Source organism: Rhizobium sp. 01T417 (assembly GCF_056398905.1).
Genome location: NZ_JBFTQH010000020.1, coordinates 31,475 through 53,352 on the forward strand (window position 1 = coordinate 31,475; position 21,878 = coordinate 53,352).

Consider the following 21,878-nt stretch of genomic DNA (forward strand, 5'->3'; position numbering starts at 1 on the left):
GATGTCCGATCTTCCCAACCGCATTCCCGAAACCGGCGCATTCTTCGCGCGAGACCGCGAATGGCATGCACCTGCCTTCACCCCAGGCTACAAGACCTCGGTCCTGCGTTCGCCGCAGCGCGCGCTGTTGTCGCTCGACGGAACGATTTCGGAAATCACAGGGCCGGTCTTCGGCCACTCCGTCCTCGGTGAGCTCGACAGCGATCTGATCCACAATTTCGCCAGGCCGGGCGAAAGTGCCATCGGCGAGCGCATTATCGTCCACGGCCGTGTGCTCGACGAACGCGCACGCCCGGTACCCGGTGCCCTTGTCGAGTTCTGGCAGGCCAATGCCGGCGGGCGCTATCGGCACAAGAAGGAAACCTATCTCGCCGCTATCGATCCGAACTTCGGCGGATGCGGGCGCTGCATCACCGATGAGCATGGTCAGTATGCGTTTCGCACGGTTCGCCCGGGAGCCTATCCCTGGCCCAACGGCGTCAACGACTGGCGCCCGGCCCACATCCACTTCTCGATCTTCGGCCATGGCTTTTCCCAGCGTCTGATCACGCAGATGTATTTCGAGGGTGATCCGATGATCTGGAAGTGTCCGATCGTCGGCACGATCCCCGACAGACGCGCCATCGAGCAATTGATTGCGCCGCTCGACTGGGGCAATACGATTCCGATGGATGCGCGCGCCTACAAGTTCGACATCGTTTTGCGCGGCCGCCGCTCGACGATGTTCGAAAACCGCATGGAGGGGAACTGATGGTTCAGGAACTCGGCTATCTCAAGGAAACGCCCTCGCAGACGGCAGGCCCCTATGTCCATATCGGGCTGACCCCGAACTTCTGTGACATCAAGGGCGTCTATGAAAATGACCTCGGAACGGTGATGGTCAACGACAAGACGCTTGGCGAGCGCATCACGGTGACAGGCCGCGTTTTTGACGGTGCCGGTGCCCTGGTGCGCGATGCAGTCATCGAAATCTGGCAGGCCGACGGCGCCGGCCTCTATAACAGCCCGTCGGAGATGCGGGGCACGGCAGATCCGAACTTTACCGGCTGGGGCCGTTGCCCGACACGCGCCGAAGACGGCGTTTTCACCTTTGACACCGTCAAGCCGGGCCGCGTTCCCTTCAAGGACGGCCGCAAGATGGCGCCACACATCACCTTCTGGATCGTCGCACGCGGCATCAACATCGGCCTGCATACGCGCATGTATTTTCCAGAAGAAGCCGAGGCCAACAAGGCAGACCCGCTGCTTCTGCGCATCGAGCACCGGGAACGCGTCGACACGCTGATCGCCCAGCGTGACGGATCGACCTATACTTTCGACATCCGGCTGCAGGGCGACCGGGAGACCGTGTTCCTCGATATCTGACCGCAGGGACTTGCGTTAAGGCCATTGCAGGCGCAGTTGTCGGTCGCAGCAAGAAAGACACCGATGACCATCTCAGCCTTTGATCACCCGTTTCTTTCCGGCCTGCTCGGCGACGAGGAGACGGCTTCGTATTTCTCCGCGGCGGCAGATATTCGCGCCATGCTCGGGTTCGAAGCAGCACTCGCCAGGGCCGAGGCCGTTCACGGTCTGATTTCGCATGAAGCGGCACGCCATATCGGCACGGTCTGCGCAACGTTTGAGCCGAATGTCCTCAATCTGAGAACGGCCACGGCCCGCGACGGGGTTGTCGTTGCCGATCTCGTCAAACAGCTGCGCGAGGCAGTCGGGGAGCCGTACTTTGATTGCGTTCACCTCGGCGCCACGAGCCAGGATGTCATCGATACCAGCCTGATGGTTCGCCTGAAGGCAATCGCGTTCCTGTTTTCAAATCGGCTCACGAAGCTTGCCAAGGTGTTCGACAGTCTCGACGCGCAGTTCGGGAAAAGCGCTTTGATGGGGCGGACCCGCATGCAGGCTGCGATCGCGATCACAGTCTCTGATCGTCTTCGCGCCTGGCGCGCACCGCTTGCCGGTTATCGGGACCGGCTGACCGAACAGGGCTTTCCCCTGCAGTTTGGCGGGGCAGCCGGTACTCTCGACAAGCTTCAGGATCTTGCCCCAGCCGTGCGCTCAGCCCTGGCCCAGGAGCTCGGTCTCTCAGACACGCCGCAATGGCAAAGCCAACGCGGGGTCGTCGCGGATTTCGCCAATCTGCTGTCGCTCATCGGTGGCAGCCTTGGCAAATTCGGGCAGGATGTCGCGCTTCTGGCGCAGGCGGGCGATGAGATCGAGCTATCCGGGGGTGGCGGTTCGTCAGCAATGGCGCACAAGCAAAACCCGGTCGCGGCCGAAACGCTCGTTGCTCTGGCGCGCTTCAATGCGACCCAACTCTCCGGCATGCATCAGTCGTTGGTGCACGAACAGGAGCGATCGGGCGCGGCGTGGACGCTGGAATGGCTAATTCTGCCGCAAATGGTCATGGCGACCGCCACTTCGCTTCGCCTGGCGCTTGAACTGGCCGGCAATATCAAGCGAATTGGGCACAAATCATAACCCTTGGGGTATGATTTTTGCCGTTTATTTCATTTTACATTACCGTTTTGAATGAGACACTATCGCCAAGGCTTTAGCTGTGAACTAAAGCGGCGTAGGAGTGCGCCATCGTCAATGGGAGGATTTATGAAACGGTTTGTTCTGGCCGCCGTTGCGGCAGTCGTCATGAGCACAGCGGCCTATGCCGATACCATCAAGGTCGGCGTCGTCGGGCCGTTCTCTGGTCCGTTCGCCCTGCAGGGCAAGAACTTCAAAGCCGGTATCGATGCCTACATGGCGATCAACGGCAACAAGGTCGGCGACAACACCGTTGAAGTGATCTATCGCGATCTGCCCGCGGCCGACCCGGCGCAGTCGAAGGCGCTTGCGCAGGAGCTGGTCGTCAAGGAAAAGGTCCAGTACCTCGCGGGATTCTATTTCACGCCTGACGCGATGGCCGTGACGCCGATCCTGAAGCAGGCGAATACGCCGCTCGTCATCATGAACGCGGCCACATCGGCAATTGTCACCAAGAGCCCGCTGGTGGTGCGCACCTCGTTTACCACGTGGCAGACCTCGACGCCGATCGCCAAGGTTGCCCATGACGCCGGCGTCAGCAAGGTCATCTCCGTTGTCAGCGACTACGGTCCGGGCGTCGACGCCGAGAATGCCTTCAAGGCGGCCTTCGAGAAGGAAGGCGGTCAGGTCGTCGAGGCGATCCGCATGCCGCTCTCGACCAACGATTTCAGCCCGATCATGCAGCGCATCAAGGATTCCGGCGCGCAGGGCGTTTTCGCCTTCCTGCCATCCGGTCCGACGACGCTCGGCTTCGTCAAGGCCTACAATGAAAACGGCCTCAAGGCTGCCGGTATCAAGTTCTTTGCGCCAGGTGACCTGACGCAGGAATCCGATCTTCCGGCACTTGGCGATGCTGCTCTCGGCATTCAGACAACCTTCCATTATGCCGTTTCGCATGATTCGCCGGAGAACAAGGCGTTTGTCGAGGCTGCAGCCAAGGCAATCGGCAGCAAGGCGGAACTGTCCTTCCCCGCCGTCGGTGCCTATGACGGCATGAAGGTCATCTACAAGATGATCGAGGCGACCGGCGGCAAGCAGGATGCAGCCAAGGCAGTCGAGGCAGTCAAGGGCCTGACCTGGGTCAGCCCGCGCGGTCCGGTCTCGATCGATCCGGAAAGCCGCCATATCACGCAGAACATCTACCTGCGCGAAGTCACCAAGGCCGATGATGGCACCTATTACAACAAGGAAGTCCAGACGTTCGAAAAGCAGGGCGACCCTGGCCTTGCGGCTGCGAAGTAACGACCTCTGACATCTGTAGCGGACCGGATTGCTTGCGGCGCCGAGCGCGCTCTCAGCACCGCAAGGCCGGCCCGCTCCAACAGCATCGGGATAGCCTCATGCAAACAGTCTTCAGCATAGCCGTCGATGCGCTTGCCTATGGCATGGTGCTGTTCGTCATCTCGATCGGTCTGTCGGTAACCATGGGATTGATGCGCGTCGTCAATCTCGCCCACGGCGCCTTCGCCATGATCGGCGGTTACATCGCGTCCTATGCCGCGCGCGATCTCGGGCTTGGCTACGGTGTTGCGGTGATTGCCGCTGTCGTTGGGACCGTCATCATCGCAATTCCTGTCGAACGCTTTCTCTACAGGCGGATTTATGGGGCGCCAGAGCTGACGCAGGTGCTGATGACGATCGGCATTACCTTCTGCATCATCGGCATTGCCAATTACGTGTTTGGTCCAACCCTGAAGACGATCCCGCTGCCATCGGGATTGCAGGGCTCGGCGGACCTTGGCTTCCGAACCATCCCTGTCCACCGCCTGTTTGCTATCCTGTGCGGTCTCGCAGTCGCGGGCGGACTTTGGTATGCGATCGAAAGGACCAGCTTTGGCGTGAAGCTGCGTGCCTCCGTCGACAATGCGGCGATGGCGGCAGCACTCGGGGTACGCACCGAGATCGTCTATGCGCTAAGCTTTGCCGTTGCCGTTGGCCTTGCCGCATTTGGCGGGGTTGTCGGCGCCGAACTGCTGCCGGTCGAACCCTACTACGCGCTGCGCTATATGGTGACCTTCCTCGTGGTCGTTTCGGTCGGCGGTGCGGGGTCCATCCCGGGCGCATTGATCGCCTGCCTCGTGCTCGGCGGCATCGATACGACAGGACGCTACCTGATGCCGGAATTCGGCGAATTCTTCTTCTACCTCGCGGTCATTGCGATCATCTGCATCTTCCCGCGCGGTCTGGCGGGAAGGACGAAATAGAATGGCTGCCGTCATGAACACCGAAGCAGGCGTTTCCGCCTCTGCCCGCCGCCACCGATCGCTTGGCCGTGATGCGGCAGGCGCTGTGGCGATCCTGGTCGTTGCCGTTATCGGCTACTTCCTGTTTCCTGACAATCTTGCGCTGCTTACCCGCATCGTCGCGGTCGCCCTGCTTGTTCTCTCGCTTGATCTTGTCACGGGCTATTGCGGCGTCGCGACGCTTGGACACGCGGCCCTCTTCGGTTCGGGCGCCTATGCTGCAGGTATTCTCTCGGCGCATTATGGCATCAATGATCCGCTGCTGATGACCCTCGCGGGCATCGCTGGCGGCGCTGTCGCGGGACTGATCAGCGGTGTCATTATCCTGCGTGGCCATGGCCTGCCGCAACTCGTCCTGTCGATCGCGCTCATCCATCTCTTCCACGAGTTCGCTAACAAGGCATCCAGCTGGACCGGCGGGAGCGACGGTCTGTCGGGGATCTCTGCCGACCCTATCCTCGGATATTTCGAGTTCGATCTCTACGGCCATACCGCCTACGTCTTTGCGATTGTCCTGCTGCTCATCGTCTTTGTGCTTCTGCGTCTCATCGTGCGCTCGCCCTTCGGCATGTTGTGCCGTGGCATAAAGGAGGATCCGTTGCGCATTAAGGCCATGGGCGCCTCCCCAAAGGCTGCCCTGATGAAAATGTATGTGATCTCGGGTGCGGTCGCCGGCGTCGGTGGGGCACTTAACGCCATCACCACACAGGTCGTTGGCCTCGACAGCCTCTCCTTCACCCTGTCGGCGGAGTCACTGGTCATGCTCGTTCTTGGTGGCACGGGCTCACTGTTCGGTGGGCTTTCCGGCACGGTGATCTTCATGCTCTTCGAGGACTATGTCTCAGCGGCAAATCCATTCCACTGGTTGACGATGGTGGGCGCGCTTTTGATCGCCGTCGTCCTGTTCGCGCCGAAGGGGCTCTACGGCTCCGCCGCAGCTTTCTTTAACCGCAGGAAGGAGGCGGGACAATGAACGCCGTCTTCGAAGTTGCCAACCTGAAGAAATCCTTCGGCGGCCTTGCCGTAACAAACGATGTCTCGCTGTCGATGGCGCCGGGCGATCGCGTGGCGCTGATCGGACCGAATGGTGCTGGCAAAACGACCTTCGTCAATCTTGTGACCGGCAACTTGCAGCCCGATTCCGGCGATGTCCGGCTTGCGGGCGAGACTGTCACCAAAGTTGGTGCCAATGGCCGTGTCAAGCGCGGCCTGGTGCGGTCCTTCCAGGTTACCCGGCTCTTCCTCGAGATGACGTCGGCCGAGCATGTCGCCCTTGCCATCCTCCAGCGTCAAGGACGCACGGGGCGCATGTTCGGGAATTTTCTTGCCATGCCCGATGTGATGGATGAAGTCAGCGAGCTGCTCAGTACGCTGGGGATCGCCCACCTCATGCATCGCAAGGTGAACGAGATTGCGTACGGCCAGCAGCGGCTCCTGGAAATCGCCGTTGCGATGGCCCTGCGGCCAAAGGTGCTCCTGCTTGACGAGCCGGCCGCCGGTGTTCCCCAGAGCGACACCGGTCGCATCGAGCAGGCGCTCGCCGACCTGCCCGCCGATCTCGCTGTGTTGATGATCGAGCACGACATGGATCTTGTTTTCCGTTTCGCCAAGCGCGTTGTCGTTCTCGCGGCTGGCACGATCATCTTCGATGGATCGCCCGCCGACGTTACCAAGGATGCCCGCGTTCGCGAGGCCTATCTCGGGAGCTATGCCAATGCCAGCCACGCCGCTTGAGGTCGAAAACCTGTCCGCCGGTTACGGGCCGACACGTGTTCTCGAAGGCATCTCATTCTCCGTTCCATCAGGCGCGCGCCTTGCCGTTCTAGGCCGCAACGGAATGGGCAAGACCACCCTGCTTGCGACGCTCGCCGGGCAGACCAAACGCTACGACGGCACGATCCGGATCGGTGGTGCCGACGTGACGGCAATGCCAAGTGCGTCACGCGCGCACAAGGGACTGGGCTATGTTCCGCAGGCGCGCTGCATCTTTCCGACGTTGACGGTAGAGGAGAACCTCTTCGTCGGCCTCAAGGGCCGGCCGAAGAGCGCGCTTGAGGAAGCCTATGGCATGTTCCCGCGCCTGAAGGAGCGACGCCGCAATCTTGGCAACCAGCTTTCGGGCGGCGAACAGCAGATGCTGTCGACGGCACGCACGATCCTTGGTCGTCCGTCGGTGCTTCTGCTTGACGAGCCGCTGGAGGGCCTGGCACCTGTCATCTGCGAGGAGCTCATGGCTGCGTTCGCCGAGCTCGCGAAGACCGGCGACATGACGATCCTGCTGGTTGAACAACGCATCCAGAGCGCGCTTGATTTTGCCGACCATGTGATCGTGCTGGAGCGCGGGCGCCTCGCCTGGGCCGGTACGCCAAAGGCGCTGTCGGACGATCACGCGGCTGTCGAGCGCTTGCTTGGCGTTGGCGGTCTGCATTAGGCGGAGCAACCAGGGGGCACGATCGTCGTCCTGCCCCGTGGCCAAACCGCACGCGGCGATCTCATACTATTGGCGGAGAAGCACTCAATTGTATTCCGGCAGTCGAGAAACCATCTAATAGACAGGCAATGCGGGCCATGCCGTCTCCCTTTTTGTCAGGCGTCATCGTCCGTTTACTGAAAACAAACCATAAGCAGTTGCGTTCTGGCGTGAAAACCGATTGCTTAGAAATATCTACCATTCTGCTTGCAGCTGGTAGAAACGGCACGAAGGATACGGGTCGCCGACAAAACTCAACGCTTCGCTTGTTCGTCAAAGTATGATTACCATGGCGTAGAGAGGTCGGCCCATTTTGAAGACGCGATGAGTAAAGATCTGTTTCAGGTAAAGTTTTGGGGCGTTCGCGGCAGCATCCCGGTCTCGGGCCCCGAATTCGATCGCTATGGCGGCAACACCTCGTGTATCGAAATCCGCTGCGGTGAACACCGGATGATCTTCGACGCCGGCTCAGGCGTGCGCGAAGCCGGGCTTGCCATGCTCAACGAGGATGTCAGGGATGTCGACCTGTTCTTCAGCCACTGCCATTACGACCACATCATCGGCCTGCCCTTCTTCAAGGCCATCTACTATCCGACGATCGACCTGACGATCTGGTCGGGCCATCTCGACGGCAAGATGAGCACACGCGAGATGATCGAGCAGTTCATCAGCCCGCCGTGGTTCCCGGTCAAGACCGACATCTGCCAGGCGACGATGAGTTTCCGCGACTTTCACGCTGGCCAGACGCTGGAGCCGCGGCCCGGCGTCAAGATCAAGACTTTCATGCTGAACCATCCGGGCGGTGCGATCGGCTACCGCATTGAATGGCAGGGGCGCTCCGTCGCCCTGATCTACGATATCGAGCATATCCCCGGCGTCTACGATCCGGTTGCGCTTGAAATGATGAAGGACGTCGATCTCGCCGTCTATGATTGCACCTACAACGAAGACGAGATGCAGCGCTTCAAGGGCTTCGGCCATTCCACCTGGCAGCATGGCGTCGAACTGGCCAAGATGGCGGGTACTAGGCAGTTTGCCTTGTTTCACCATGCTCCATCGCGAACCGACACGCAGCTCGAGCAGATGGAACAGGAGGCCAAGGCCGCATTTCCAGGAGCTTTCGCCGCAAGGGACAATCAGGTCCTCGAAATCTAGTCCAGCAGATCGCGCGCCGGCATCCAGGCGGCGCCCGGATGTTTGCCGGTCTCCTGGAAGAGGTGGGTCAGGAATTTCCACTCCGACGGGCCGTGCACCAGATGGTGGGTGAGAATGCCAACCGGCTCATCGTCCCTGGAAAAGCGTGCCTTCAACTCTGCAACCAATTCCGCGACCAGATCGGCATGCGGGCGGTTCCCACGCTGTCCGCGCTGGTTTACGACGTCGACATGCGTGTTCAACAGGCGGATCGGGCTGTGAGCCGTGGTCCTGCCGAATATCGACAGCGCATCAAAACCCTGTGCTCCAAGCAGCGGGATGAGCTCGGCGCTAATCCTGTTCCAGGGCGGCACGAGCATTGGAACGAGCCTGGGGCCGTAAAGGCCCTGAAGGGTGACAAGGCCATCGCGCAATTCGCCGAGCACGAGGTCGGCCGGCCGATGGCGGCCGAGCTCCTGTTTCTTTTCCTCCGGGCCGGCATGGTTTGCATGTGACCAGCCGTGAACGGCGACAAGGATATGGTTTTCGCGCAACAGGCGCGTTGCCAGTGCTTCGCCGGTCGAGGCTGGAATGACGGCGATGGTCAGCGGGACGGAAGCTTGACCTGTGATCGCGAGCAGGCTCTCGAGTGCGTCGGTCGGCTCGATCGCGTCGTCGTCGCGCAACCAGAGCCGTGCCCTTCGACCTGCCTGCTGCCAGCGGTCGAATTCCCTCCGGAGGGGCAGCCAGATCTGATCGTCGGTCATGCTTCTCGTCTCACGTAAGTCCGCAAAATGGTGTCGAGGGCGTTCGCCGCGACCTTGAGCGAACGTTCTTCCAGAACGAATTGGCGCGCATTTGCACCCGTTGTCGAGCGCCTGCCTGGATCGTCGAGCAAAGCCGCTATTGCCGCGGCAAAGCCAGGCAGATCGCCGTCGGCCGTCAGATAGCCAGTCGTGCCGTCGATGACCACCTCCGGAACGCCCGCCGTCCTCTGGGCGACCACCGGTAACCCGGCTGCCTGCGCCTCCAGGTAGGCAAGCCCATAGGCTTCCCCACAACCCGGCCACACATAGATGCCGGAGCGGCTGAGTTCAGCAGCGATTTGTCCGACATTCAGCTCTCCGAGCCATTCAATACGGCCCGGTTCGAAGGCGCCAAACAGTTGCTCCACGTCGGCCCGCATCGCCCCATCACCGGCGATCGCCAGTGTCCAGGCACGATCGCCAAGCAGCCTCAGCGCCTTGGCCAGCATCGTGTAGCTCTTGATCTTGTCGCCGCTGCGCATCATCGCGACGGCGATCAGCCGTTGTGGCTTTGCCTGATGCAGGGCGGTCTCGAAAAGCGCAGTGTCGATGAAGGGCTTGAGTACGGCGAACGAGCCGGTCGGCAGGACTTCTGCCAGCCCCGCCCTGTCGCGTTCCGTGAGAGCGATGTTGACGGCGGCGCTACGGGCTCCGTCCACAACCAGTTTCTGCAGCGGTGCCCAATCGGTGGCGTCCCGCTTGGCCGAATAGGATGCCTCGGCCGTGACGTAGGGAATGGCGAACTCCCGGCAGAGCGTCGGTCCGAAGAAATCGGGTGACTTGTAGTAGGGATGGTAACAGAACCAGAGATCCGGGCGCAGCCCGCCTGACCAGTCGTTGCGGAGACGTTGCAGTTCCGCCTGTCCCGCCGGCCATAGCCCGGCGGCATCCTCGGCGGTCGCAGCAAAACTGCGAAACTCCGAGACGACCTCGACGGAATGTCCGGCCAGCTCCAGAGCCCTCATGATGAGCCGCGCCATCAGACGGTCACCTGAGGGAACGGGATGGTTCGGGGACTTCAACGGTGCATAGAATGCAACCCGCATCAAAGCGCCTCCGTGGACACACACTGTTTACAATCGATGTCTGGGCTTGCCACGAGAAATTCCGCTATTGTCGGCTTCCTTAGGTTTTGCTGATAGCATGTGAAAGGCGATCACAATCAGAGACGGCGGCAATTCCACCTCAATTCCGTCCTCTCTATTGTATTTGTCATTTGGTATTCAAGAACGGGAATGAATGGCGACGGTCGCTGCCACCAGTATTTTTTCAGAGCGGACGATCAGGAGAGCTCGGCTTGGTTCCGGCCTCGTCATGTTTCTTTTTGTCCTGCTGCATCTGTCCAACCATGCGCTGGGTCTGATCTCCGTCCCGGTAGCCGACGATGGGCGGAGGCTTTTCCTGGCGATCTGGCGCAATCCTGTCGGAACCGTCGTCCTCTACGGCGCCGTCCTCGTTCACATCACGCTGGTGCTGAGGGCCGTTTACAGGCGCCGCAGCCTTGTCATGCCGGCGGGCGAGATGACCCAGATCGTGCTCGGGATCGCGATCCCGCTGCTGTTGATCGACCATGTCATCGGCACGCGGATCGCCCATACGCTGTTTCACTACCGGGACGACTACGAGACGATCGTTCGGTTGCTATGGATTACCTCTCCTGGCAACGGATGGCGCCAGATCATCGCACTGCTTGCCGTCTGGATCCATGGCTGTATCGGCCTGCATTTCTGGCTTCGCTACCGGCCTTGGTACGACACCATCGCCGCCATGCTTCTCGCGGTCGCGATCCTCTTGCCGGTGCTTGGCATACTCGGCTTCATTGAAATGGGAAGGACGATCGCGGAGCCGGCATACGAGGGCATGGTCAACACCGACCGCTATCTCGAGAATCTCAACACGCGCTACTACTCGAACCCTGAGGCTCAACGCCAGCTTACCATGATCCGCGCCGGCCTCTACGGCTCGTTTTCGGGCGCGCTTTTGATCGTCGTCGGCGCGCGGACATGGCGACGGTGGAGGGAGCGGGTCAATCAGATCACAGTGCGCTATCCGGGTGGCGAGGCAATCAGCGTGCCGCGCGGCTTTACGGTTCTGGAGGCAAGCCGGCTCGGTGGTTTGCCGCACTATTCCGTCTGCGGCGGCAAGGGGCAATGCTCGACCTGCCGCGTCCAGATCCTTGGCCGATACGAGGATCTGCCGCCGCCCGACAAGCTCGAGCAAACGACGCTGAAGAGGATCAAGGCAGCACCCGATGTGCGGCTTGCCTGCCAGCTGCGGCCAAATCATGATGTAACCGTCGCACCACTGCTCGTCGCGGCACCAGAGGCGACATTGCCGCCAAACGCACAGGAAACCAGCCCGGGACGCGAGCGTGAGATTACGGTTCTCTTCTGCGACATTCGCCACTTCACGTCACTGACGGAAATGCGCCTGCCCTTCGATATCGTATTTTTGCTCAACCGCTATTTCGCCCTGGTTGGAAACGCCGTTGAAAAGGCAGGCGGCCGTGTCGACAAGTTCATCGGTGACGGTGCCATGGCGCTCTTCGGCATCGGCAGCGCGCCTGAAGAGGCATGTCGCCAGGCGCTTGCCGCGGCAGCGGCCATCGTTCGCGACATCGAAAAGCTCGGCGTCGAGCTTTCGGACGAACTATCCATGCCGCTTCACATCGCCATCGGAATTCACACGGGGCCCGCCGTCGTCGGAACGCTTGGCTATGGCCGGGTGCGCAGCCTCACGGCGATCGGCGACACCGTCAACGTTGCAAGCAGGCTGGAGACCGCAGCCAAGGAATTCGATGCGGCCATCGTCATATCCGACGCGGTCGCAAGCCTTTCCGGGGCCGACACGGCGGGTGTGGAAAGCCGTGAAATCAGCGTGCGCGGTCGCGCACTGCCCTTGAAAGTCTATGTGATTCCGAGCGACAAGGCCGCTGAACTGATCGAAGGAAAAGACGCATGACGAGCCGCGGCTGGCTCAACACCAGATTCTGGCAGAAACGGCTGCGAAAGGCGCGCAACGCTGTCGCAAAAAGGTTCTTCAATACTCGCACCGGCAGGCGGTTGCTGATCGAGAGCATCGGGCCGCGCGTCGTGTCGATGACGGTCGATGCTGGCGATCATCTGATGACCTTCTCGCCGTCCGACTACATTGGGCGCAAGGTCTTTCGAAAGGGGCACTTCGAGCGCGAGCATGTGGACCGCCTGATTGCGGTGCTGCGAGAGCGCGGGCTCATGCACGGGCGCTATCTTCTGGAGATTGGCGGCAATATCGGGACGCAGACCGTCTATTTCGCACTGAGCGGCGCCTATGATCACATCGTCAGCATCGAGCCCGATCCGCGCAATTTCCCACTGCTGCGGACCAATATCCGCCAGAACAGGCTCGATCAAATGGTGACGCTGGTCAACTGTGCCGCCGGGGCGACGGCTGGCGAGATCGACTTCTTCATGAATGCCGACAATCACGGCAAGAGCAGCGCGTACCGAAAAAGTGCCAGCGACCAGAAAACGAGCGTCCCGGTCAGACCGGTGACCGAGATCCTCGATGAGTTTTCCATCGATCCCCTCGATATCGGTCTCGTCTGGATGGATATTGAGGGCTATGAGCCTGTCGCCTGCGCCTCGATGGCGCCGCTCCTGTCGCGCCGCGTGCCGCTCTATATGGAATTCACGCCGCTCTTTTACGGAGCGGAACAGACCCGCGAATTCATCAGGACGCTCGCCGGTTACTACGAGGATTGCCTGGTCTTCTTCGAGGAGGAAGAACAGGAGATGAAGGTCGTCAACCTGCCTGGCAGCATTGAACAGTACGACGTCTTGTTTCTTCCCTGATTATTTCCGCCGATAGAGATAGTAACGGCCTTCCTTGACTCCTGCCGGTAGCTCGAGCGTTTCCAGTTCCGGGCGATCCAGCGGCAGACCGCTGACCGCGATGCCATTCTTGGCAAGCACGCCTGCCATGAGTTGCGGCAGCCAGGTCAATGTGACGGCATCGATATCGTCATGCCCGGTGCCGATATCTGCATGGGCGAGTGCCGCTCCGATACCCAGAAAGGCCTGGCCTGATTCGCGGATATCGCCGGTCACCATATTCTCCGCCGGGGGTGTCGAAGACGAATAGGAGCGAACGTCGCGGTCGAAGGCAATGATGCGACGATCAGGAAAATGCTCGCGCAGGTGATCATAGGTGCGGCCATTGCCAAGGCCGAATTCCAGAACCGGCCCCTCGGTGCCGTTCACCAGCTCGACGATCGCATTCAATATGTCGCGTTGAGCCGTCAATCGGCGGATGAAGCTGTCCAGGCGGCTCATCTATGTTCTTGTCCATTCAATCGTTTTTCGAAAGCGGTGCTAGCACATGAAACTGTATGAAGTCGATTGCCGTAGATGGGAAAATGGCGTTGCAGTTACAGCATGGGTCTGTGCTAGGCTTCTCAGATGAACGACATCTCGAATGAAAGATTCTTTGCCGACGTACCCGTTTTCACCGATTTCGAGCGGGTAACCGATACGAGCAACTATCACCCGCTTCCCGACGGCTGGTTCCTGGCCCTTGCCGACATCGTCGGTTCGACGCAGGCGATCGCCGCCGGCCGCTATAAGGACGTCAACATGGCGGGCGTCAGCGTCATTTCAGCCGTCCTGAATGCGGTTGACAAGGGCGACTACCCGTTCGTGTTTGGCGGCGATGGTGCCGTGGTTGCGCTGCCGGGGAACCTCGAGAATGCGGCGCGAAGTGCACTGGCGGCTACGCAGCGATGGGTAGAGGAGGAAATGGGCCTGACGCTGCGCATTGCGGTCGTCCCGCTTGCCGATATTCGCAAGGAGGGCCTGGACGTTCGCGTCGCCCGGCACGCCGCCAGTCCCTTCGTAACCTATGCCATGTTTGCCGGCGGCGGAGCCAGCTGGGCCGAGCGCCAGATGAAGGCCGGACGCTATGGCGTCGAGCCTGCACCGCCAGGGACGCGGCCGGATCTGACCGGTCTCTCCTGTCGGTGGAGCCCGATTGCGGCGCATAACGGCGAGATCGTCTCCATTATCGCCGTACCGGCCGAGGGCGGGCGCCCCAGCCCGGAGTTTCGCAAGCTCGTGATGGACGTCGTGGCTATCTCTTCAGAACAGGGCCGTGGCGGCCACCCGATCCCTGCCGATGGCCCTGAATTTGCCTTTTCACTGCAGGGCGTTGATCGTGAGGCACGGGCAACCGCACTGCCGGGAAAGAGACTGCTGCGGAAGGTGATCATCCTGTTGCAGATCGCGCTTGTCGTCGCGCTCCACAGACTGGGCATCAAGCTTGGCCGTTTCGACGCCCGGCGCTACACCCAAGACGTCTCCGGAAATTCAGATTTCCGCAAGTTCGACGATGGGCTGAAGATGACGATCGACGTCGATGCCGGCCATCTTGGCCGTATCCAGGCGCTCCTCGAAGAGGCGAAAGCAAAGGGCATTGCCCGTTACGGCCTGCACCGGCAGTCCTCGGCGCTGATGACCTGTTTTGTCCCGACACCGGTGTCACGCGACCACGTGCACTTTGTCGACGGTGCCAGCGGCGGATACGCCGTCGCTGCCAGCCAGATCACGGGCAAGACACTGTCAGCAGTCGATATCACGCCTTGACGATGTGGTCGGCGAACAGCCCGAGGCGCGTGAAGACATTGCGGGTGTCTATGATCAGCGGCGCACGATCTGCGATCACCGCATAGTCGAGCTTGTCATGGTCGGTTGCGACAAGAACTGCATCGTAGGCTTCCAGGGCCCCGGGCGTGAGATCGACCGATTTCCGGCCTTTCAAATGCTGGTATTCGCGCGTCGAGGGGATCTCACCGACATGGGGATCGTGATAGTCGGCCTTGCCGCCGCGCTCTTCGATGATCTCCATCAGGCGCAATGAAGGGCTCTCGCGAATGTCGGCGACGTTCTTCTTGTAGGCGAGGCCAAGGATCAGGACCCGCGAGCGGCTGAGCGCCTTGCCGGCCTTGATGTCGAGTGTTTCGGCAAGTTTGCCGACGACATAACGCGGCATTGCCGAATTGATCTCGCCAGCGAGCTCGATAAAGCGCGTCGGCAACTCGTATTCGCGGGATTTCCAGGTGAGGTAGAAGGGATCGATCGGAATGCAGTGGCCGCCAAGGCCCGGGCCCGGGTAGAAGGGCATGTAGCCGAACGGTTTTGTCTTGGCCGCGTCGATCACTTCCCAGACATCGATTCCCATGGCGGCGTAGACGGTCTTCAGCTCGTTGACGAGCGCGATGTTGACCGACCGAAAGATGTTTTCGGTCAGCTTGACGGCTTCTGCAGTGGCGTTGGAGGACACGGGAACGACGGTTTTGACCGCAGCGCCGTAGAAGCTCTTCATCAGCGCCAGGGCCTCTGCGCCATCGCCAGCGACAACCTTCGGAATTGTCGCCGTATGATAGTGCTGGTTGCCCGGATCCTCACGCTCGGGCGAGAAACCGATGAAAAAGTCGCGGCCGGATTTCAGGCCGGTTTTCTCCAGGATGACCTTGACGACATCATCCGTGGTGCCCGGATAGGTCGTCGATTCCAGCACCACAAGCTGGCCGGCACGCAGATGGGCAGCAATCGACCGCGAGGTTGCCTCCACAAAGGAAAGGTCAGGATCGCGATGCCTGGTGAGCGGCGTCGGAACACAGATGACAATGACGTCGCAGGCCGCAAGCCCGGCAAAATCCGTCGTGGCCGAAAAGCGCTGGCCGTCAATTTCGGCTGCGAGGTCGTCGCTTGCGACCGCATCGATATAGGAACGCCGCGCATCCAGGGAGACGATCTTGTTCGGATCGATGTCAAAGCCAATGACAGCAAAGCCGCTGCGGGCAATGGCGATTGCCAGCGGCAAGCCGACATAGCCGAGGCCTATGACACCGGCTCGGGCATTGCGGGTTTCGATCTTGTTTGAAAGGACGTCGTAGGTGGAGGAACTCGCCAAGGCAGGTCTCATCATAGTGCTGAAGGTACCTTGATCTAATGTAAGAGCGCACCAATTGAAACCCGCCGCCAGGGCAATGCCCGCTGACGCGACCGCGAAACTCGCGCTGCGGCTGTGCCTCGATCCTCCGGCAGTTCCGACCAGTGTGACCAAAAAGGCGCGGATGCCCCAAGAGATTTCATTGCAGGGTCAGAAAATGCTCAGATACCATTGTTTGGGATTGGCCCTGTGCCTATCTACATCGAATAACGAACCACGAGAAAGGACTGCCTATCCTACCCACTTTATCAAGGGTTTGACAGGTGCCGCTGCCGGGTTCCCGGCAGATCGTTGACACAATATTACCGCTCGTCCATCCTCCTTCCCGCCCTGCGCACGGCGTTGCTGCAGGCAGGGTTGCCGACGCTTTTCAGGAATGGACGTGCTTTATGAGGATACTACCAAGAATGGGCACGATCGAATCCAGCGTCTCCTCTATTTTGTTGGATCGGGTCGCTGAATGGCTGACGAATTCGTCGCTGGCCGGAGATGACCTCGAAAGCATCGTTCGCGGATTCTGCGAGCGTATTGCTGCGGCAGGGCTGCCGATCGCGCGCGTGCATCTGACCTTTTCGATGCTGCACCCGCTTTACGACGCATTGAGCTTTACATGGCGACGCGCAAGCGGTGTCACGATCGAGGGTTATCGCCATGCCGCCGGGCAGAAGCCGGACCGCTTCTTGCAGAGCCCCTACTACTATCTCCTGGACAATAACCTGCAGCACATCCGTCGCCGTATACCGGCCGATGGCCCCGCCGAATTCCCGGTCTTCCTCGATCTGCGCGATGAGCGCATCACCGACTATCTGGCTTTCGTCCAGCCATTCGGCGATGGCTCGGTTCAGGGCATGATGGGCTCATGGTCGACGGATAGCCACGCCGGCTTCTCCGACGACATGATCGATGCCCTGTTGCGCATGCAGAACCATCTTGCCGTTGCCGCGAAGATGGCGGTTCTCGGCAAGCTCGCCAACAATATGCTCACCACCTATCTCGGCGGCGATGCGGGAAAGCGGGTGTTGAATGGCCAGATCCGCCGTGGCGACGGCGAGACGATCCGTGCCGCTCTCGTCATGGGCGATATGCGTCAGTCGACCGTGTATGCCGAAAAGGAGGGGCGGCAGGCCTACATCGATACGCTGAACCAGTTCTTCGACGCCATCGCTGCGCCATTCAACCGCAATGGCGGTGAGATCTTGAGCTTCCTCGGTGACGGCTTCCTGGCCGTCTATCCCTGTGGCCGGCACAAGGATCCATCCAAGATTGCCTGTCAGGCAGCCCTTTCCGCGGTCCACCAGGCGCAAGCCCGTGTCGCGGAATTGAACCGGGAGCGACTGGATGCCGGCCTGACCAAGGTTTCCTACGGGATCGGCCTGCACGTCGGCAACGTCATGTTCGGCAATGTCGGCCTCAAGGATCGCCTGACTTTTTCGGCGTTCGGCTCGGCCGTCAACGAGGTCCAGCGCCTGCAATCGCTGACAAAGAAATATTCGAGCGAGGTCATCGCAAGCCAGGCCTTTGCCGGCTACTGCGGCGGTGAGTGGCGCACTCTCGGCGAGGAAAAGCTCCGCGGCATCCGCCAAAAAGTCACGGTCTTGCAGCCGCATGTGCCAGCACCCGTCCTGCATGTCGAAGAGAATTTCCGCGAGGTCGCACCGGCCGGACTTTCCGAGGCGGAACAGGTCATTCTGCTTCATCGCGATGCTAGAAAGCAGGCCAAAAGACCGACGGTGGAGGAATTCGTCCAGTAGAGATACCAGGGCGCAGATTCAGCCGAGATTTAATCTTCCCCAGCCTGTAAAATGCCAGGGTTTTCACGTGTCCGTCATCAACTGGACACCCCGATTGCGGTACGGTAGTGTGCCTTAACGGGAACATGGAAAAACTGGGGAATTTCATTGGTATGGCGTCCGCCTCGGATCTGTTGCGCATCGAGAACCTCGACGTTTCTTTCTCGGTTTTCGGCGATCGCCTGCGCGTCGTAAAAAACGCGAATATCCGTATTTTGCCGGGCAAGGTCACTGCGCTCGTCGGAGAATCCGGCTCAGGCAAATCGGTCATCAGCCAGAGTATCATGGGCATCCTGCCAAATCCCGCAACGGCCGAGGGGCAGATCCTCTTTACCGACCCGCTGGATGGCAAGACGACAGACATTCTGCGCTATTCCCGCGACAGCGAGGAGATGCGTGACCTGCGTGGCCGCCGCATGGCGACGATCTTTCAGGAGCCGATGACCTCGCTGTCGCCGCTCCACACCGTCGGCAACCAGATCAGCGAAGCGCTCCTCATCCACACGGAGGCCGACAAGAAGGAAGCACGCGAAAAGACCGAGGAGATGCTGGGTCTCGTCGGCTTTGCCAATCCGAAGCGCACCTTCGACATGTACCCCTTCGAGCTCTCGGGCGGCATGCGCCAGCGCGCAATGATCGCAATGGCGCTGATCTGCAATCCGGCGCTCCTGATCGCCGACGAGCCGACGACGGCGCTCGACGTGACCATACAGGCACAGATCCTGGAGCTGCTGCGCGACCTGCAGCACAAGCTCGGAATGGCGATGCTGCTGATCACGCATGATCTCGGCGTCGTTGCCAACATGGCCGACGAGGTGGTGGTGATCTATCATGGCGAGATCATGGAGGCGGGACCGGTCGAGTCGATCTTCCGCAATCCGCAGCATCCTTACCTCAAGGGTCTGATGGCTGCCGTGCCGCATTTCGACATGAAGCCCGGCGAACGTCTCAAGGCGCTGCGCGACGTGCCTGTCAACCTGGAGTCCCTGATCGGCAAGAAGAAGGTGAAGGCCGAAGGGCCGGAGATCCTGCTTTCCGTCAATAACCTCTCCAAGACCTTCAAGACCCGCAATCGCGGCCTTTTTGGAACGCGCGAAGCCGCCCTCGTTCATGCTGTCGACGATGTCAGCTTTGACATCCGCCGAGGGGAATGCCTGGGGCTCGTCGGCGAATCCGGCTGCGGCAAGACGACGGTCAGCAAGATCCTGATGCGGGCCGTGAGGCCGGACGGTGGCTCGGTGGTCTTCAATGACGGCAAGGACGTGATCGATGTCCTGTCTGTTTCCGGCGACGATCTGCAGGAATTGCGCACCAAGATACAGATGGTGTTCCAGGATCCGGTCTCGTCCCTGTCGCCGCGCATGACCGTGCGCAATATCCTCAGCGAGCCGCTGGAGATCCATGACCGCGGGGATAGCGCCGAGCGAAAGCAGAGGGTAGAGGCCCTGATGGGTGCGATCGGCCTCGACCGGCGCTATCTGAACCGTTACCCGCACAGTTTTTCCGGCGGGCAGCGCCAGCGCATCGGCATTGCGCGCGCGCTGGCACTCGGGCCAAAGCTCATCATTCTCGACGAGCCAGTGTCGGCCCTCGACGTTTCCGTCCAGGCACAGATCCTGAACCTTTTGAAAGACCTGCAGAAGGATCTCGGGCTGACATATCTCTTCATTTCGCACAATCTGGCGGTCGTCGACTACATGGCCGACCGCATCGCGGTGATGTGCAAGGGGCGCATCGTCGAGATTGCCCCGCGCGAGATCATTCTGCGCGATCCGGTGCATCCCTATACGAAGTCGCTCCTGGCGGCGGTCCCCTTCCCCGACCTCAACCGTCCGCTCGATTTCGAGGCGCTGCGAAGAAATGGCGCCGCAGACAAGCAGAACTGGGGCATTACCTTTACGGCGGAGCATGATGATGCGTCCGAGCTCGCCTACGCTGATCTCGGCAACGGCCATCTTGTGCGTGCCCGCAAGGGTGCAGACGCAAAGGAGCTTCGCTCATGGTAACGCGGCGTACGTTTCTCGGTGGTCTTATCGGTTCGGCAGTGCTGCCCTCGGCTGTCAAGGCGGCGGCGGATCGCGATATCGAACCCGAGTTCCTCAGGGATTGGCTGCGCGCAGGGCGCATTCCTCCCATGGTGGATCGCCTGCCGACGCATCCGCGGATCGTCAAGATGAAGGATACGGGGCGCCATCCGGGCGTCTATGGCGGCACGGTGCGCACGATCATCGGCAGCCAGAAGGATATCCGCTACATGACCGTCTATGGCTATTCGCGCCTGGTCGGTTACGACAAGCATCTGATGTTCCAGCCGGATATTCTCCTGGGTTTCGAATCCAAGGATGACACGGTCTTCACCTTCTATCTGCGCGAAGGTCACCGCTGGTCCGACGGCGCACCCTTTACGGTGGACGATTTCCGCTACTGGTGGGAGGACGTGATCCTCAACAAGGACCTGACACCTGGTGGTGGCGCGCTCGAGTTGCGACCCCATGGCACATTGCCGAAATTCGAAGTGCTCGACGCTTTGACAGTTCGCTACACCTGGGAGCGACCCAATCCGATGTTCCTGCCGGCGCTTGCCGGTCCGCTGCCGCTCGTGATCTTCGGGCCGGGGCACTATCTCAAGCAGTTTCACAAGAAATACCAGGACGATTTCCGTATTTCGGCGCTGATGAAGGAAAACCGCGTCAAGAAGTGGGCGGATCTGCACATCAAGATGTCGCGTTCCTCGCGTCCTGAAAATCCGGAACTGCCGACGCTTGATCCCTGGCGCAACACGACGCCTCTGCCGGCCGACCAATTCGTGTTCGTGCGAAACCCGTTTTTCCATCGCATCGACGAGAACGGGGTACAACTTCCCTACATCGACAAGTTCGTCCTCAACGTCAGTTCATCCTCGATCATCGCCGCCAAGGCGGGCGCCGGTGAATCCGACCTGCAGGCCACTGGCGTCGACTTCAACGATTACACATTCCTCAAGGATGCCGAAAAGCGGTTCCCCGTGAAGGTCAACCTGTGGAAGCAGGTGCGCGGATCGCGCGTGGCGCTCCTGCCGAACCTCAACTGCGCCGACGAGGTCTGGCGCAAGCTGTTCCGGGATACGCGCTTCCGCCGGGCGCTGTCGATGTCGATCGATCGGCATGAGATCAACATGGTTGCCTTCTATGGTCTCGGCAAGGCAAGCGCTGATACCGTTTTGCCCGATAGCCCCCTCTTCAGACCCGAATATGCGGAAGCCTTCATTGCTCATGATCCCGATCAGGCAAACAAGCTCCTGGACGAGCTCGGGCTGGCGAACCGTGGCGCCGATGGCATTCGGCTGTTGCCGGATGGTCGCCGTGCCGAAATCACCGTGGAGACCGCTGGCGAAAGCAACCTCGACACCGACGTTTTGGAACTGGTGCGTGATCATTGGTTTGAGGTCGGTCTTGCTCTTTATACCCGCACCTCACAACGCGACGTTTTCCGCAGCCGCGCCATGAGCGGCACGATCATGATGTCGATCTGGTACGGCATCGAGAATGGGGTTGCGACCGCGGACATGCCTCCGGGGCAGCTTGCGCCAACCGTCGACGATCAACTGCAATGGCCGCTTTGGGGGATGTATCACCTGTCGGCCGGGCAGGAAGGCAGCGCCCCGGACCTCGAGGAAGTACAGCAGCTCGTCGCGCTTCTCAAACAGTGGGGTGATACTACGAGATTCGAGGAGCGAGAGGTGATCTGGCATCAGATGCTGGCGCTCTATACACAGCAGGTCTTCTCGATCGGCCTCATCAACAGCACGCTGCAGCCGATCGTCCGATCCGCCAAATTGCAGAACGTGCCGGATGAGGGCCTCTATGGTTTTGACCCGACATCCTATCTCGGCCTCTACATGCCGGATGCCTTCTGGTTCAAGGAGGCTTGAGGG

19 protein-coding genes are annotated in these 21,878 nt (G+C 60.4%); 15 read left to right on the plus strand and 4 right to left on the minus strand.

From position 1 onward, the window contains the following. Position 1: 1 nt before the first annotated feature. The 9 genes from pcaH to AC1DPR_RS19545 all read left to right on the plus strand — a co-directional run bounded on the left by pcaH (position 2) and on the right by AC1DPR_RS19545 (position 8,403). The gene (gene pcaH, locus AC1DPR_RS19505) at positions 2-751 is read left to right on the plus strand and encodes a protocatechuate 3,4-dioxygenase subunit beta (RefSeq protein ID WP_477816937.1); all 750 of its coding nucleotides are present in this window, start codon (positions 2-4) and stop codon (positions 749-751) included. Continuing rightward, positions 751-1,365: a protocatechuate 3,4-dioxygenase subunit alpha gene (gene pcaG, locus AC1DPR_RS19510; protein ID WP_018856640.1), complete on the plus strand. Its 615-nt coding sequence runs from the start codon at positions 751-753 to the stop codon at positions 1,363-1,365. Before pcaH ends, pcaG begins: the two co-directional genes overlap by 1 nt. 63 nt (positions 1,366-1,428) lie before the next feature. Then, on the plus strand, positions 1,429-2,478 hold the full coding sequence (locus tag AC1DPR_RS19515) for a 3-carboxy-cis,cis-muconate cycloisomerase (RefSeq protein ID WP_477816938.1): 1,050 nt from the start codon (positions 1,429-1,431) through the stop codon (positions 2,476-2,478). 126 nt (positions 2,479-2,604) lie between these two features. Then, entirely contained in the window at positions 2,605-3,777 is a 1,173-nt protein-coding gene (locus AC1DPR_RS19520; protein ID WP_477816939.1) for an ABC transporter substrate-binding protein, read from the plus strand. Positions 3,778-3,875: 98 nt separating this feature from the next. Continuing rightward, on the plus strand, positions 3,876-4,739 hold the full coding sequence (locus AC1DPR_RS19525) for a branched-chain amino acid ABC transporter permease (RefSeq protein ID WP_477816940.1): 864 nt from the start codon (positions 3,876-3,878) through the stop codon (positions 4,737-4,739). A 1-nt stretch (position 4,740) separates the two neighbouring features. Next, entirely contained in the window at positions 4,741-5,751 is a 1,011-nt protein-coding gene (locus AC1DPR_RS19530; protein ID WP_018856644.1) for a branched-chain amino acid ABC transporter permease, read from the plus strand. Further along, positions 5,748-6,512, plus strand: coding sequence for an ABC transporter ATP-binding protein (locus tag AC1DPR_RS19535; RefSeq protein WP_062368437.1), 765 nt, complete (start codon positions 5,748-5,750; stop codon positions 6,510-6,512). The genes AC1DPR_RS19530 and AC1DPR_RS19535 overlap by 4 nt, the downstream gene beginning before the upstream one ends. Then, positions 6,493-7,209: an ABC transporter ATP-binding protein gene (locus tag AC1DPR_RS19540; protein ID WP_113161401.1), complete on the plus strand. Its 717-nt coding sequence runs from the start codon at positions 6,493-6,495 to the stop codon at positions 7,207-7,209. Before AC1DPR_RS19535 ends, AC1DPR_RS19540 begins: the two co-directional genes overlap by 20 nt. A 363-nt stretch (positions 7,210-7,572) precedes the next feature. Next, positions 7,573-8,403, plus strand: coding sequence for an MBL fold metallo-hydrolase (locus tag AC1DPR_RS19545; protein ID WP_477816941.1), 831 nt, complete (start codon positions 7,573-7,575; stop codon positions 8,401-8,403). Here AC1DPR_RS19545 and AC1DPR_RS19550 read toward each other — a convergent pair. Both AC1DPR_RS19550 and AC1DPR_RS19555 read right to left on the minus strand, forming a co-directional pair. Next, complete coding sequence (locus AC1DPR_RS19550; RefSeq protein WP_477816942.1) at positions 8,400-9,149, minus strand: polysaccharide deacetylase family protein; 750 nt, start codon at positions 9,147-9,149, stop codon at positions 8,400-8,402. The two genes, AC1DPR_RS19545 and AC1DPR_RS19550, sit on opposite strands and share 4 nt — an antisense overlap. Continuing rightward, a complete protein-coding gene (locus AC1DPR_RS19555; protein ID WP_477816943.1) occupies positions 9,146-10,234 on the minus strand; it encodes a glycosyltransferase family 4 protein in 1,089 nt (362 codons plus the stop codon). Before AC1DPR_RS19555 ends, AC1DPR_RS19550 begins: the two co-directional genes overlap by 4 nt. A gap of 193 nt (positions 10,235-10,427) precedes the next feature. Here AC1DPR_RS19555 and AC1DPR_RS19560 point away from each other — a divergent pair, with 193 nt between their 5' ends. Together AC1DPR_RS19560 and AC1DPR_RS19565 are read left to right on the plus strand one after the other, a co-directional pair. Then, on the plus strand, positions 10,428-12,149 hold the full coding sequence (locus tag AC1DPR_RS19560) for an adenylate/guanylate cyclase domain-containing protein (RefSeq protein WP_477816944.1): 1,722 nt from the start codon (positions 10,428-10,430) through the stop codon (positions 12,147-12,149). Beyond that, on the plus strand, positions 12,146-13,021 hold the full coding sequence (locus AC1DPR_RS19565; RefSeq protein ID WP_477816945.1) for an FkbM family methyltransferase: 876 nt from the start codon (positions 12,146-12,148) through the stop codon (positions 13,019-13,021). Before AC1DPR_RS19560 ends, AC1DPR_RS19565 begins: the two co-directional genes overlap by 4 nt. Here the strand turns inward: AC1DPR_RS19565 and AC1DPR_RS19570 are convergent, their stop codons facing one another. Next, the gene (locus AC1DPR_RS19570; protein WP_477816946.1) at positions 13,022-13,501 is read right to left on the minus strand and encodes a class I SAM-dependent methyltransferase; all 480 of its coding nucleotides are present in this window, start codon (positions 13,499-13,501) and stop codon (positions 13,022-13,024) included. It lies immediately after the preceding gene. A 126-nt stretch (positions 13,502-13,627) separates the two neighbouring features. Between AC1DPR_RS19570 and AC1DPR_RS19575 the strand changes: the two genes are divergently transcribed. Further along, entirely contained in the window at positions 13,628-14,806 is a 1,179-nt protein-coding gene (locus AC1DPR_RS19575; RefSeq protein WP_477816947.1) for a DUF3095 domain-containing protein, read from the plus strand. Here AC1DPR_RS19575 and AC1DPR_RS19580 read toward each other — a convergent pair. After that, the gene (locus AC1DPR_RS19580; protein ID WP_477816948.1) at positions 14,796-16,151 is read right to left on the minus strand and encodes a nucleotide sugar dehydrogenase; all 1,356 of its coding nucleotides are present in this window, start codon (positions 16,149-16,151) and stop codon (positions 14,796-14,798) included. The two genes, AC1DPR_RS19575 and AC1DPR_RS19580, sit on opposite strands and share 11 nt — an antisense overlap. A 431-nt stretch (positions 16,152-16,582) precedes the next feature. On the opposite strand from AC1DPR_RS19580, the gene AC1DPR_RS19585 reads away from it, so the two are divergent. The 3 genes from AC1DPR_RS19585 to AC1DPR_RS19595 all read left to right on the plus strand — a co-directional run bounded on the left by AC1DPR_RS19585 (position 16,583) and on the right by AC1DPR_RS19595 (position 21,875). Beyond that, a complete protein-coding gene (locus AC1DPR_RS19585) occupies positions 16,583-17,926 on the plus strand; it encodes an adenylate/guanylate cyclase domain-containing protein (protein WP_192240019.1) in 1,344 nt (447 codons plus the stop codon). A 152-nt stretch (positions 17,927-18,078) separates the two neighbouring features. Beyond that, positions 18,079-19,971 (plus strand): ABC transporter ATP-binding protein, encoded by a 1,893-nt coding sequence (locus AC1DPR_RS19590; protein WP_018856656.1) that lies wholly within the window; start codon positions 18,079-18,081, stop codon positions 19,969-19,971. Beyond that, complete coding sequence (locus AC1DPR_RS19595) at positions 19,965-21,875, plus strand: ABC transporter substrate-binding protein (protein ID WP_477816949.1); 1,911 nt, start codon at positions 19,965-19,967, stop codon at positions 21,873-21,875. Before AC1DPR_RS19590 ends, AC1DPR_RS19595 begins: the two co-directional genes overlap by 7 nt. The last annotated feature ends 3 nt before the right edge of the window (positions 21,876-21,878 follow it).